This window comes from Lentzea atacamensis (assembly GCF_003269295.1).
In the GTDB taxonomy this organism is placed as follows: domain Bacteria; phylum Actinomycetota; class Actinomycetes; order Mycobacteriales; family Pseudonocardiaceae; genus Lentzea; species Lentzea atacamensis.
This window is the reverse complement of sequence record NZ_QLTT01000008.1, coordinates 289,688-302,944: the sequence shown is the minus strand read 5'-3', so window position 1 is coordinate 302,944 and position 13,257 is coordinate 289,688. Positions and strand designations below refer to the sequence as shown.

General features: G+C 69.8%; 13 protein-coding genes. 4 read left to right on the top strand and 9 right to left on the bottom strand.

The features are described 5' to 3' along the window. Positions 1-5 precede the first annotated feature (5 nt). The 9 genes from C8D87_RS32565 to pafA form a co-directional block, all read right to left on the bottom strand. Positions 6-866 carry a diacylglycerol kinase family protein gene (locus tag C8D87_RS32565; protein WP_112229548.1) on the bottom strand — a complete coding sequence of 287 codons (861 nt, stop codon included), beginning with the start codon at positions 864-866 and terminating at the stop codon, positions 6-8. Further along, positions 863-1,777 (bottom strand): twin-arginine translocase subunit TatC, encoded by a 915-nt coding sequence (gene tatC, locus C8D87_RS32560; RefSeq protein WP_112229652.1) that lies wholly within the window; start codon positions 1,775-1,777, stop codon positions 863-865. Before tatC ends, C8D87_RS32565 begins: the two co-directional genes overlap by 4 nt. 112 nt (positions 1,778-1,889) lie before the next feature. Next, the gene (gene tatA / locus C8D87_RS32555) at positions 1,890-2,195 is read right to left on the bottom strand and encodes a Sec-independent protein translocase subunit TatA (RefSeq protein ID WP_112229547.1); all 306 of its coding nucleotides are present in this window, start codon (positions 2,193-2,195) and stop codon (positions 1,890-1,892) included. 61 nt (positions 2,196-2,256) lie between these two features. After that, positions 2,257-2,460, bottom strand: coding sequence for a bacteriophage holin (locus tag C8D87_RS32550; protein ID WP_112229651.1), 204 nt, complete (start codon positions 2,458-2,460; stop codon positions 2,257-2,259). A 9-nt stretch (positions 2,461-2,469) separates the two neighbouring features. Next, entirely contained in the window at positions 2,470-3,450 is a 981-nt protein-coding gene (locus tag C8D87_RS32545; RefSeq protein WP_112229546.1) for a helix-turn-helix transcriptional regulator, read from the bottom strand. Then, positions 3,447-4,412, bottom strand: coding sequence for a helix-turn-helix transcriptional regulator (locus C8D87_RS32540; protein ID WP_109640375.1), 966 nt, complete (start codon positions 4,410-4,412; stop codon positions 3,447-3,449). Before C8D87_RS32540 ends, C8D87_RS32545 begins: the two co-directional genes overlap by 4 nt. 60 nt (positions 4,413-4,472) lie before the next feature. Further along, on the bottom strand, positions 4,473-5,318 hold the full coding sequence (locus C8D87_RS32535) for an alpha/beta fold hydrolase (protein ID WP_109640212.1): 846 nt from the start codon (positions 5,316-5,318) through the stop codon (positions 4,473-4,475). 39 nt (positions 5,319-5,357) lie between these two features. Next, on the bottom strand, positions 5,358-6,359 hold the full coding sequence (locus C8D87_RS32530) for a WD40/YVTN/BNR-like repeat-containing protein (protein ID WP_112229545.1): 1,002 nt from the start codon (positions 6,357-6,359) through the stop codon (positions 5,358-5,360). 146 nt (positions 6,360-6,505) lie between these two features. Continuing rightward, positions 6,506-7,864, bottom strand: coding sequence for a Pup--protein ligase (gene pafA, locus C8D87_RS32525; protein ID WP_109640214.1), 1,359 nt, complete (start codon positions 7,862-7,864; stop codon positions 6,506-6,508). A 116-nt stretch (positions 7,865-7,980) separates the two neighbouring features. Here pafA and C8D87_RS32520 point away from each other — a divergent pair, with 116 nt between their 5' ends. The 4 genes from C8D87_RS32520 to C8D87_RS32505 are packed head-to-tail and all read left to right on the top strand — an operon-like array spanning position 7,981 to position 13,187. Beyond that, positions 7,981-9,345, top strand: coding sequence for a bifunctional phosphatase PAP2/diacylglycerol kinase family protein (locus C8D87_RS32520; RefSeq protein ID WP_112229650.1), 1,365 nt, complete (start codon positions 7,981-7,983; stop codon positions 9,343-9,345). Positions 9,346-9,386: 41 nt separating this feature from the next. Then, positions 9,387-10,142: an IclR family transcriptional regulator gene (locus C8D87_RS32515; RefSeq protein WP_109640215.1), complete on the top strand. Its 756-nt coding sequence runs from the start codon at positions 9,387-9,389 to the stop codon at positions 10,140-10,142. Positions 10,143-10,192: 50 nt separating this feature from the next. Next, a complete protein-coding gene (gene glpK, locus C8D87_RS32510) occupies positions 10,193-11,662 on the top strand; it encodes a glycerol kinase GlpK (protein WP_325049738.1) in 1,470 nt (489 codons plus the stop codon). Next, a complete protein-coding gene (locus C8D87_RS32505) occupies positions 11,655-13,187 on the top strand; it encodes a glycerol-3-phosphate dehydrogenase/oxidase (RefSeq protein WP_112229543.1) in 1,533 nt (510 codons plus the stop codon). Before glpK ends, C8D87_RS32505 begins: the two co-directional genes overlap by 8 nt. Positions 13,188-13,257 lie beyond the last annotated feature (70 nt).

The following is a 13,257-nucleotide window of genomic DNA, read 5'->3' as shown; positions in this document are numbered from 1 at the left end:
ACAATTTAGCGGCCCACAACTGTGAGAGCGCCTGGAACCGTGCGAACGGAGACGGGCAGCGCCTCCTGGCGTTCGCCGTCGGCGTAAGCGATCCAGCCGTTGCCACCGGACAACGACACCTCACGCGCGCGGAACGTGCGCACGGACGGATGCTCGGTGTGCCTGCCCGTGCGCAACGTCGGCAGCATCCGCATGAGCATCGACCGGCTGGCGTGCTCCACCACCGTCACGTCGAACAGCCCGTCCGACGCGTCCGCGGCGGGGCAGACCGGGATCCCGCCGCCGTAGTTCGGCGTGTTCCCCACCGCCACCAGCGTCGCGTCCAGCGAGAACGTGTCGCTCTCCGTCGTCACGAGCAACGGCGCCGACCGCAGCGACGCGAGCTCGGCCAGGATCGCCAGGTCGTAGCGGCGCGGACCGGCGGGCCAGCGCATCGCGTTCGCCCGCTCGTTCACCGCCGAGTCGAACCCCGCGCACAGCACCGTCGCGAACCACTGCCCGGTCGACAACCGGCCGAGATCCAGCTTCTTGCGGGTCCCGAACACCACGTCGTCGACGGAGGCCGACCCGATCGCGGTGGCCAGGTCGTTGCCGGTGCCCGCCGGCACGATCCCCAGCGCCGTCGACGTGCCCGCGCACGCTTGAATGCCCAGGTGAGCGGCACCGTCACCACCGAGCACGACCAGCAGGTCCACCCCGGACGCGACGGCCTCGCACGCCATCGCCAGCGTGCCCTCCGCGTCGTGCGCGACCAGCTGCGTCAGCGATGAGACGTGGGGGCGCAACGCGGCGGCGGTCGACCCTGCCATGCGGGCCGCCCGACCCTTGCCCGACGCCGGGCAGACCAGCAGGGCTGCCCGCGTCACGTGGCGTCGTCGTAGTTCACGCGCTTCGCGGGTTCGGAAGCGGCGGGCTCGACCTTCTCACCAGGCGTGTTGCCGTCGTCGTCGGACGGCGTGTAGTCGAACGGCGCCGCCTCGTTGTCGTTGAGCGCGTCCCAGCCCTCGGCCGCGCGCAGCTTGGCCTTGCGCTTGTCGTGGATGCGCGCGAGCTGGATCGCCATCTCGAACAGCAGCACCAGCGCGATCGCCAGCACGACCATCGAGATCGGGTCGGTGCCGGGCGTCGCGATCGCGGCGAACACGAACAGGCCCATCATCAGGCCGCGCCGCCACTTCGACAGCCGCTCGTACGACACCACGCCCGCGCGGTTGAGCATCACCACGACCAGCGGGAGCAGGAAGCTCACGCCGAAGATGAACAGCATGGTGATCACGAAGTTGATGTACTTGCTACCCGTGAGCGCCGTGGTCCAGTTGCCACTGCCGAAGCCGAGCAGGACCTTCAGGCCCTCGGGCACCACGAGGTAGGCGAGCACCGCGCCGGCGATGAACAGCAACGCGCCGATGCCCACGAACACCCGCGCGAAGTTGCGTTCCTTCGCGTACAGGCCGGGCGTGATGAACGCCCAGATCTGGTACAGCCACAGCGGGCTGAGCAGCACCGCACCCGCCGCCGTGCCGACCTGGAGCTGCACCAGGAAGATCTCGAACGGCTCGGTCTGCAGCAGCGCGCAGCGGCCGTCCTTGGTGATGTCGGCGCGGTACGGCGCCAGGTCGGCCTGGCAGTACGGCCCCGTCAGGATGTCGCCCAGCGACGGGATCGGTCCGAGCCGCACCTGGAACCAGATGAACCCGAAGATCGCACCGATGGCGATCACCAGCATCGCGAGGCCGAGGCGGTACCTCAGCTCGTACAGGTGCTCTTTGAGCGACATCGTGCCGTCGGGGTTGCCCCTACGGCGCTTGCCGCGTTCCCGGCGCTCGGCGAACCACCGGAACGGACCTGCCACCTCGCCAACCGTCCCTTACAAGTCTGCGACCGGAAGGTCAGTTGTTGGTGGCCTTGTTCTGCGCGGTCTGCTCGATGGGCGGCGCGACCTGCGGCTGCTGCTGAACAGGCTGCTGAACGGGCTGCTGGACCTGCGGCTGGGCCGGCGGGAGCTGCTGCACGGGCTGCTGCGCGACGGGCGCGTCGTCCGTGGCGTCGGGGTCGCGCAGGCCCTTGGTCTCGGCCTTGAAGATCTTCGCCGACCGGCCGAGCGACCTGGCCATGTCAGGAAGCTTCTTCGCACCGAACAGCAAGATGATCACCACAGCGATGATGATCAGCTCGGTGGGTCCGAGGTTAGGCATTGCTGGTCCTCCTGTCTGCCCCGCGACGTAGATCGTACACGGGGTTTGCCCTGGTGCAGGCCTATCCCGAAGGCCGTCGTTGCGCGAACGCCACCTTCAGCGCGGCCGTCCGCGCCTTCAGCAGGCCCACGTTGTCGCCGACCCTGTCCCTCACCAGAGTGCGGGCGCTGGCGAGTCGACGCAAGGATCGGATGACTCGAAGTGCGATCGCGGCCAGCACGATCAGTCCGAGCGCGACCAGCGCCAGGGTCGGTGTGTACGGCACGAGCACACGTTATACGTCCTGGGTGGACAACAGGTGATCTGCCCGGCGCAATGCTTCCTCCGCGCGGCGAACAACCTCCTCCGCCAGCTCGGCCGGCTGCTCCACGTGCACGTCACCGCCGAGTCCGAGGAGCAGGCGGACCATCCAGGACGAGTCGTCGTAGCGCATGAGAACACGCGTGCGGCCGTCGGAGAGCTCCGCGGCGTGGTCAACGGGGTAGTACTCGGCCACCCAGTGCGCGTCCGGTTCGAGCAGAAGGACCGCGATCTTCTGATCGTCCCGCGGCTGGAACAACCCCTCCGACGTATCCGTCAGCCGTGCGTGCGGCGGAGGCGACGAGGGCTCGTCTAGCACCTCCACGTCGTCGATCCGGTCGAGCCGGAACAACCGCACGCCGAGCGCGGAACGGCACCATGCTTCGAGGTAACCGCGCCCTTCGACCAGCAGCAGGCGCATCGGATCGACGATTCGATCGCTCATCGCGTCGTGCGACTGCGAGTAGTAGCGGATGCGCACGGCCCGTTCGCGCTTCACGGCGTCCTGCACGGCCGCTCGGATCTCCGTGGTCTCCTCGCGCTCGAAGGCACCCAGCCCGACGACCATGCCCGCAGGCTGCGCCTTGCCGACCGCCGACTCGATCTTGGCCAGTGCCCGCTGCACCGCGTCCGTGTCGACCACACCCGGCGTGTCCGACAGCGCCCGCAGCGCCACGAGCAGCGACGACGCCTCGGCCGCGGTGAGCCGCAGCGGCCGGTTCATGCCCGCGTCGAACGAGACCGTGATCGTCTCGCCCTCGAAGGACAGGTCGATGAGGTCGCCGGGGCCGTAGCCGGGCAGGCCGCACATCCACAGCAGCTCGAGGTCCTTGCGCAGCTGCTTGGGCGTGATGCCGAAGTCGGCGGCGGCCTCCTTGATCGTGATGGCGGGCCGGTTGAGCAGGTACGGCACGAGTGCGAGCAGACGCGGCAGCCGTTCGTTCGACGCGGTCACCGCGCTCCTTCCAGTGCACCCTGCAGGCGGTCGCGAACCGACTTCGCCAGCACCTCGGGCTCCAGCACCACGACGTCGGGCCCGAACCCGGCGAGCCACTTCGCCGCCGAGTCGGGGAACTTCAGGTCGATCTCGACGATGTCGCCGCCGTCGCGTTCCTCGATGATCTTGGCGTGCCTGCGCACCCCCAGAGCCCGGCCCTTGGCGACCCAGATCTTGGCGGGCGCCGTGTGGTGCGGATCGGCCTCCGTGCGCGCGATGAGGCTCATCAGGTCGGTTCCCTCCGGCACCTTCACGACGCCGGGCTTGCCGACCGTGCGCACCTGACCGACGACACGGGACAGCCGGAAGCAGCGCGTGTCGTCACGATCGCGGTCCCAGCCGACGAGGTACCACTTGCCGCGCCACGCGACCACGCCCCACGGCTCGACCGTTCGTTCCTTCTGCCCGCCCGGCGGCGGCTTGCGGTACCCGAACGTCACGACCTGCCCCGCCTGGACCGCCTGCAGCAGCGGCGGGAACGCGGGCTCGTTCGCCCTGACCTTGGGCTCGACGGCGGCCGGCGCGTCCTGGTCGACGTCCACGCCGGCGGCCCTCAGCTTGATCAACGCGCCGTGCACCGCGCCCGTGAGCTGCGGTGAGTCCCAGAGCCGGGCGGCCAGCGCCACGGCGGCCGCCTCGTCGGGTTCGAGGTCGATGTCGCCGAGCTCGTAGTCGCGCCGCGCGATGCGGTACCCGTCCTCCGCGCCCTCGACGTTGGACTGCCTGCCTGTCTCCAGCGGCACGCCGAGGTCGCGCAGTTCGGACTTGTCGCGTTCGAACATGCGGAAGAACGCCTCGTCCGTCGGAGCCTCGTGATAGCCCGGGACGATGGCGCGGATGCGCTCCGCTGTCAGGTACTGGCGGGTCGACAGCAGGCACAGCACCAGGTTGACAAGGCGTTCGGCGCGTGCGATGGCCACGGACAAACCCTAACCCCGTGTGGTTTGAAACCCTGACATCACCTGTTGTGAACGGTCCGTTCAGAGCAGCGCGCGCAACTCCCGTACCAGCTCCACGGGCGCTTCCTCGGCCATGTGATGTCCACAGTCGATGGCACGTACCTGCACGTCATCGGCCCACTCGGCCCACACGTCCTCAAGATTCTCGTAGAGGTCTCCGAGGTCGTCCTTCGCCGACCACAACGCCAGCACAGGACACGCGATCTTGCGGCCGCGCGCGTGGTCCTCGTCGTCGTGCTGGCGATCGACCTCCAGCCCGGCGCGATAGTCACCGCACATCGCGAGCACCGTCTCGGGGTCGTGGATGGCGCGCTGGAAGTCCACCCAGTTCTCCACGCCCATCGCGAGCGGCGTGTCGTGGTACCGCCCGCCGTAGAAGAGGTCGGGATCCTGGTTGATCATCGCGGCGGCGAGCTCCTGCTGCGCCAGGAAGAACCAGTGGTACCAGGCCTGCGCGAACCGGGCGTCGCACCGCCGCAGGTGCGCCCCGATGGGCAACCCGTCGAGCACGGCGAGCTTCGTGACCCGGCCGGGGTGGTCGAGCGCGAGCCGGATCGCCGCGGCCGCACCCCGGTCGTGCCCGACGACGGCGAACCGCTCGTGGCCCAGCGAGCTCATCAGGTTCACGAAGTCACGCGCCATGGCCCGTTTCGAGTAGTCGCCTGGCTTGCTGGACTCGCCGTAGCCGCGCAGATCCGGGCACACCACCGTGTGGTCCGTGGCGAGCAACGGCGCGACGCGGTGCCACGTCGTATGAGTCCGAGGGTGGCCGTGCAGGAGGAGGACCGGTGGCCCTGCCCCACCGGTCCTCACCCGCAGCACGGCCTCGCCGACGTCGATGCGGCGCAACGAGAATCCCTCGAACACGCGCTAGAACTACCCCGGTCCCCCGCGCCCGGAAACCAGTCAGTTCCTGCCGACGCGCCCCTTCTCGCCCGCCGCCCAGCACGTGAGTCCGACACAGTCGACGGTGTCGAAGCTGCCGGTGCCGGCCACCTTCCAGGTCCTGCCGTCCTTGCTCACGTCGGTGCCCGACGGCCCGACCGCCACCAGCCCGTTGCCGCGGTAGGCGATGCCGGACCGGTACCCGATCGGTGCCGTGGCTCCCGCCTTCCAGCCCCGCCGGTCCTTGGTCGCGAACGCGGGCGTCGGATCAGTCGGCTTCAGGTAGTCGCCGCCGATCGCCACACCCCGCCACGGCGTCTTGAACGCCACCGCGAACACCCCGGCCGCCGCACCACTGGGCAACGGCACCTCCGCCGCCTCCCACGACCGCCCGCCGTCCCGCGACTCCAGCACCCGTGCCTTCGCGCCGCCGCCGGTCGCGATCCACGCGTGGTTGCCCGCCGTCGTCACGCACTGCCCGGACGCCGCGAACGCGAACTCCCCCGGCAACGCGTCAGGCATGCCCTTGGTGTCGTTGACGTGCCACGAACGCCCGCCGTCCCACGTCCTGAGGACGCGGAACTTGCCGTCGACCGGGTCGCTCAGCGCCAGCCCGCGGAACCGGTCGAAGAACGCCACGCAGTCGTAGAACGCCTTCGGGTCGGTGTTGCGGAACGACTCCTGCCAGGTCTTTCCGCCATCGGACGTGCGGTAGATCCGGGACGACTCACCTTCACCGATCGACAGCGCCACGGCGTTGCGCGCGTCGAACGCCTCGATGTCGCGGAACTCGAGCGCCTCCGTGCCGGGCGGCCCGACGGACTCCCACGACCGGCCACCGTTCACCGTGCGCAGGACAGTGCCTTTTGAGCCGCTGACCCACGCGACCTGACCTGACACTGCGGACAACCCACGCAGGCGGGCGTCGGATCCGGTCGGTTTCAGCTCCCAGTACGGCGCTTCAGCGGAAGCGACCCCAGGGAGAACCAGGAAAGCGGCGAGCGCCGCCGCGATGATCCTCATGCGGCCACTCTGGTCCAGACGGTGATCGCTTCCTACCCTCCGTTCGGCGTGACGCTGCTGACGGGCGGCGTGCCGCTCGGCATCGCGGTCAGCGACAGACGACAGCGGCGGGCCCGAATGGACCCGCCGCTGTCGATCACGCCTGATCAGAGCGACGAGATGAGCCTTTCCACGCGCTCGTCCACCGCCCGGAACGGGTCCTTGCACAGCACCGTGCGCTGCGCCTGGTCGTTCAGCTTCAGATGCACCCAGTCCACGGTGAAGTCACGCCCGGCGGCCTGCGCTGCGGCGATGAAGTCGCCACGCAGCTTCGCGCGGGTGGTCTGCGGCGGGGTGTCCTTGGCGGCCTCGATCTCGCCGTCGTCGGTCACGCGCTCGACCTGGCCCTTGCGCTGCAGCAGGTCGAACACACCACGGCCGCGGCGGATGTCGTGGTAGGCGAGGTCGAGCTGGGCGATGCGCGGGTTGGACAGGTCCATGTTGTGCTTGGCCATGTACCGCTCCATCAGGCGGTTCTTGATGGCCCAGTCGATCTCGCGGTCGATCTTCGTGAGGTCCTGAGCCTCGACGGCGTCGAGGGTGCGGCCCCACAGCTCGATCACGCGCTGCGCCATCGGGTCCGGCGAGCGCTTGGCCGTGTGCTCGACGGCCTTCTCGTAGTACTCGCGCTGGATGTCGAGCGCGGAGGCTTCCTTGCCGCCCGCGAGGCGGACCGTGCGGCGGCCGGTCAGGTCGTGGGAGATCTCGCGGATGGCGCGGATCGGGTTGTCCAGCGAGAAGTCGCGGAACTGGACGCCCTGCTCGATCATCTCGAGCACCAGGTTCGCGCTGCCCACCTTGAGCAGCGTCGTCACCTCGGACATGTTCGAGTCGCCGACGATGACGTGCAGGCGCCGGTAGCGCTCGGCGTCGGCGTGCGGCTCGTCGCGGGTGTTGATGATCGGGCGGGAACGGGTGGTCGCGGACGACACGCCCTCCCAGATGTGCTCGGCGCGCTGCGAGAGGCAGTACACGGCGCCGCGCGGGGTCTGCAGGACCTTGCCCGCGCCGCAGATCAGCTGGCGGGTGACCAGGAACGGCAGCAGCACGTCCGCGATGCGGGAGAACTCGCCGGCCCTGGCGACCAGGTAGTTCTCGTGGCAGCCGTAGGAGTTGCCCGCGGAGTCCGTGTTGTTCTTGAACAGGAAGATGTCGCCGCCGATGCCCTCGTCGGCCAGCCTGCGCTCGGCGTCGACGAGCAGGTCTTCGAGGATCCGCTCGCCGGCCTTGTCGTGGGTGACGAGCTGGGCCAGGTCGTCGCACTCGGCCGTGGCGTACTCCGGGTGTGAGCCGACGTCCAGGTAGAGCCGAGAACCGTTGCGCAGGAAGACGTTCGAGGAACGCCCCCACGACACGACCCGGCGGAACAAGTACCGCGCGACCTCGTCCGGGGAGAGACGCCGCTGCCCGTGGAAGGTGCAGGTCACCCCGAACTCTGTCTCAATGCCGAAGATCCGCCGCTGCATACCTCAACAGTAGGCGACTTCCGGCCGCACCAGGGTGATCCGTTCGGGCGGCGCGCCGGTTGCGGTTTAGTGTCGGTGGGGTGTGGAAACGGGTCAGCGCTCTCGACAAGAAGCTCATGAGCTCCTCAGCGAGACTGCCTCCGAGCAGGCTCGACCGGGGTTTCAAGCGGCTTTCCCGCGCCGCGAACCACAGCCTGTTGTGGTTCGTCGTCGCGGCCGTTCTGGCAACTGGGAAAGGCCCGTTCCGGCGGGGTGCGCTGAGGGGGCTCGCGGCCATTGCCGGGGCGTCTGCCAGCGCGAACCTGATCGGCAAGTCCCTTTTTCCGCGACGCAGACCCGCCGCTGATCTGCTCGCGGTGGAACGCCGGTTGTCACGCCGGCCGACGTCGTCGTCGTTTCCGTCCGGTCACTCCGCGTCAGCCGCCGCTTTCGCCACGGCGGTGGCCATGGAATCGCCCAAAGCGGGTGCGGTGATCGCGCCGCTCGCGGCCGCCGTGGCCTATTCACGCGTCCACACGGGCGTGCATTGGCCGACCGATGTCGCGGCCGGTGCGGCGGTGGGTGCGGGGGCCGCGCTGCTCACTCGCCGGTGGTGGCCGCTCGGGGTGAACGAGCCCGCGTCGGCCTACGAGCACGCCGACCTGACGTCGCTGCAGGACGGCGACGGGCTGGTCGTCGTGGTGAACCCGCACTCCGGGATCGGGCCGGACCCGTCACCGCGCATCGCGGAGGAGTGGCCGAAGGCGCAGATCGTGCCGATCGAGGAGCTCGGCTCGCTGCCGGACGCGAAGGCGCTGGGTGTGGCCGGTGGTGATGGCACCGTGGCCGCCGTGGCCGCCATCGCAGCCGAGCGCGACCTCCCGCTCGTGCTCATCCCGTCCGGCACGTTGAACCACTTCGCGCGTGACGTGGGCATTCAGGGGCTGCACGACACGGCTCAGGCGGTGGCGGACGGTGTGGGCGTGCGGGTCGATCTGGCGCAGGTCAACGGGCAGTGGTTCGTGAACACGGCGTCGCTCGGTGGCTATCCGGACATGGTGCGGATCCGGGAGAAGCTGGAGAAGCGCTGGGGCAAGTGGCCGGCCGCGGTGCTGGCGCTCTTCCGCGTGCTGCAGCGCGCCAAGCCGCTGGACATCACCATCGACGGCGACAAGCACCTCGTGTGGCTGCTGTTCGTGGGCAACGGTCCGTACCGGCCGAAGGGTTTCGCGCCCACCATGCGCCCCCGGCTGGACGACGGGCTGCTCGACGTGCGGTACGTCCGTGCGGACCGGAGGTACTCGCGGACGAGGTTCTTCCTGGGCGCTCTGTTCGGGGCCCTGGAGCACTCGCGCATGTACGAGCACTTCGAGGTCGCCTCGTTGAACGTCGAGGTCCACGGCCCGCCGATCTCGATCGCGACCGACGGTGAGGTGCGCGAGAGGGGCAACCACTTCAAGTTCCGTTCACGGTCGGCAGCTCTGGGGATCTATCGGCCGTAGCTGTTCGACATTGTCGAACGTGCGCAGCTAGAGTGCGTGCCGTGCCCGGACCCATTCAGTCCATTCAGCGCGCGGCGGAGGTTCTCAAGCTGCTCGCGCACGGCGGCGCGCACCAGCTGAGCGTCGGCGAGATCTCCCGCGCGCTGGACCTGGCCAAGCCGACGGTGCACGGCATCCTGCGGACGCTGCAGGAGGTCGGGTTCGTCGAGCAGGACGTCGAGGGTGGCAAGTACCGCCTGGGCGCCGCCCTGTTCCAGATCGGCACGAGCTACCTCGACGGCAACGAGCTGCGCGCCAAGGCGCTGAACTGGTCGGACACGCTGGCGATGCGTGCGCGCGAGGCGGTGCGCATCGGCGTGATGCACGGCAAGCACGTGCTCGTGGTGCACCACGTGTTCCGGCCGGACAACAGCCGGCAGACGGTCGACACCGGCGCACTGCTGCCGTGGCACGCCACCGCGCTCGGCAAGGTGCTGGTCGCGTTCGGCGAGTGGCCGGACGGCGAGCTGCAGCGCTACACCCGCCACACCCTCACCGGCTTGGACCTGAGCACGGCGCTGGACGACGTCCGCGAGCGCGACTGGGCCTACGACCTGCACGAACTCGTCGAGGGCGAGGCGTCGATCGCCGCCCCCATCCGGGACAGGCGCGGCGTGGTCGTCGGCGCGGTCGGCATCTCCGGACCGGTCGAGCGGCTGTGCGAGTCACCCGATCAGCCGCCGCGCCTCGAACTCGTGTCCTACGTACGTGAGGCAGCTCGCAGCGTTTCGAGGGAGCTCGGCGGCCTCTCCTGGTAGTAGGGTGAAACCGTTCGACAATGTCGAATGGCACAGAGAGGTGCTTACCGGTGAGCTACATCGCGGCGATCGACCAGGGCACGACGTCGTCCCGGTGCATCGTGTTCGACCAGTCAGGCGGGATCGTGTCGGTCGCCCAGCGCGAGCACCGGCAGATCTTCCCCAGGCCGGGCTGGGTGGAGCACGACGCGACCGAGATCTGGACGAACGTCCAGGCCGTCGTTCGCGACGCCCTCGCCCAGGCATCCCTGACGCACGCCGACATCGCCGCGTTCGGCATCACGAACCAGCGCGAGACGACGGTGGTCTGGGACCGCGAGACCGGCGAGCCCGTGCACAACGCGATCGTCTGGCAGGACACGCGCACGGACGCGGTGATCAAGCAGCTCGGCGACCAGGACCGCTTCCGCGAACGCTCCGGGCTGCCGCTCGCGACCTACTTCTCCGGCCCGAAGGTGCGGTGGCTGCTGGACAACGTCGAGGGCCTGCGCGAACGGGCCGGCCGCGGCGAGGTCCTGTTCGGCACCATGGACACCTGGCTCATCTGGAACCTGACCGGACGCCACGTCACCGATGTGACGAACGCGTCGCGCACCATGCTGATGAACCTCGAGACCCTGGACTGGGATCCCGAGCTGGTGTCCGCGATGGACGTCCCGCTCGCGATGCTCCCCCAGATCCGGTCCTCCTCCGAGGTCTACGGCAGCTACGAGGGCGTGCCCGTCGCGTCCGCGCTCGGCGACCAGCAGGCCGCCCTGTTCGGCCAGACCTGTTTCGCACCCGGCGAAGGCAAGTGCACGTACGGCACGGGCGCGTTCCTGCTGATCAACACCGGCGACCAGCCCGTTCGGTCGCGCAACGGGCTCCTCACCACCGTCGGCTACAAGATCGGCGACGAGCCCGCCGCCTACGCGCTGGAGGGCGCGATCGCGGTGACGGGCGCGCTGGTGCAGTGGTTCCGCGACAAGGTCGGGCTGATCTCGTCGGCGGCGGAGATCGAGACGCTCGCCCGCACGGTCGACGACAACGGCGGCGCGTACTTCGTGCCCGCGTTCTCCGGGCTTTTCGCACCCCACTGGCGAAGTGACGCGCGCGGCGTGATCGCGGGCCTGACGGGCTACATCTCGCGCGGACACCTCGCACGGGCCGTGCTGGAGGCATCCGCGTGGCAGACGCGCGAGGTCGTGGACGCGATGAACGCCGACTCCGGCGTGGACCTCACGACGCTGCGGGTCGACGGCGGCATGACCGCCAACAACCTGCTCATGCAGTTCCTGGCGGACGTGCTGGACGTGCCGGTGGTGCGCCCGATCGTCGCGGAGACGACGTGTCTCGGCGCGGCGTACGCGGCCGGTCTGGCGGTCGGCTACTGGCCGGACACGGCCGCGTTGAAGGCGAACTGGCACAAGGCGGCCGAATGGGAGCCGTCGATGGAACCGGCCGCCCGCGACAAGGGCTACCGGAAGTGGAAGAAGGCGGTCGAGCGGACCGTCGGGTGGATGGACGAGGACGATGACTGACCTTTCTCTTGGCCTGACCCAGCGGGCACGCGCCCGCGAAGAGCTCCAGCACGGCAAGTTCGACGTCGTCGTGATCGGCGGCGGCATCCTGGGCATCGCGACGACGTGGGCGGCCGCCCGCTCGGGTCTGCGTGTCGCGCTGGTGGAGAGCGGTGACTTCGCGGGCGCCACCTCGTCCGCCTCGTCGAAGCTCGTCCACGGCGGCCTGCGCTACCTCGCGATGGGCCCGTCGGCCGTGCCGATGGTGCACGAGAACCACAAGGAACGCCGGGCCCTGGGCGACCGCCTGGCGCCGCACCTGGTGCGCCCGCTGCCGTTCCTCGTCCCCGTCTACAAGGGAGGCCCGCACAGCCGTTTCGTGCTGGGTGCGGGCGTGACGCTGTACTCCGCGCTGTCGGGCTTCGGCGACGGCATGGGGAAGGTGCTGTCGGCGCGCAGGGCTGTTGAGTGGGTGCCTGACCTGCGCGCCGACGGTTTGCGCGGTGCCGCGATGTACTACGACCACCAGATGAACGACAGCCGTGTGGCGATCACCGCCGCCCGCGCCGCCGCCGAGGCCGGTGCCGTGCTGCTCAACCACATCTCGGTCGTGGGCCTGCGCAAGACCGGCGGGAAGGTGACCGGCGTCGACCTGCGCGACGCCCAGGGCGAGTTCGGCGTCGACGCGCGCGTCGTCGTGAACGCCACCGGCCCGTGGCTGGACGTGTTGCGGCGCATGGAAGACGCGTCGGCGGCCCCGTCCATCCGGTTGTCGAAGGGGTCGCACCTGGTGCTGCGAACCTCGTCGGAGTGGAAGGCCGCGCTGACGATCCCGGTCGACGACGTGCGCGTGTCGTTCGCGATCCCGTGGGAGGGCCACCTCCTCCTCGGTACCACCGACGAGGCGTACGAGGACGACCCGGCCAAGGTCGCCTGCACGGACGCCGACGTCGACCAGATCCTGTCCGAGGCGGGTGTCGCGGTGTCCGGCCTCGACCGTACGCGCATCGCGTACACGTTCGCGGGCCTGCGGGTGCTGCCCGGCGGCCCCGGTGACACCTCGCACGCCAAGCGCGAGACCGTGATCACCGCGGGCTCCGGCGGCATGATCAGCGTGGCCGGCGGCAAGTGGACGACGTTCCGCAAGATCGGCGCCACCGTCCTGTCCAGGGTGAACGCCGAGCTCGGCCGCACCTTCGACGGCCCGCTCGACGGCGTGGCGCTGCCCGGCTCCGCCCAGCCCGACACCGTCGGTTCCGTGCTCGGCCACGCCTGGGACGCGCTGCCCGACGACGTCGTGCGTCACCTCGCCACCCACTACGGCACGACGTCGCACGAGGTCGTCGCCCTGGGCCTGGAGAACCCGGCGCTGCTGGAGCGCGTCCACCCGGACGGCCCGGACATCTGGGCCCAGGTCGAGCACGCCCGCCGCACCGAGTGGGCGTCCGAGGTGGACGACGTGCTGCGCCGCCGCACCACCGTGATGGTGCGCGGACTCGACTCCCCCGAGGTCCGGTCGCGCGTGTCGGAGCTGCTCGCTTCCTGACGGGCCATGGCGCGTTCCACGAGGTGACCGGCCAGTCCGGGTGCCTCGTGGAACGCCACCGGCACCACCC

Bases quoted from the DNA above. Each gene is read 5' to 3' on its own strand.
- tatC (WP_112229652.1), bottom strand. From the start codon at position 1,777: ATGTCGCTCAAAGAGCACCTGTACGAGCTGAGGTACCGCCTCGGCCTC.
- tatA (WP_112229547.1), bottom strand. From the start codon at position 2,195: ATGCCTAACCTCGGACCCACCGAGCTGATCATCATCGCTGTGGTGATC.
- C8D87_RS32530 (WP_112229545.1), bottom strand. From the start codon at position 6,359: ATGAGGATCATCGCGGCGGCGCTCGCCGCTTTCCTGGTTCTCCCTGGG.
- pafA (WP_109640214.1), bottom strand. From the start codon at position 7,864: ATGCAGCGGCGGATCTTCGGCATTGAGACAGAGTTCGGGGTGACCTGC.
- C8D87_RS32520 (WP_112229650.1), top strand. From the start codon at position 7,981: ATGAGCTCCTCAGCGAGACTGCCTCCGAGCAGGCTCGACCGGGGTTTC.
- C8D87_RS32505 (WP_112229543.1), top strand. From the start codon at position 11,655: ATGACTGACCTTTCTCTTGGCCTGACCCAGCGGGCACGCGCCCGCGAA.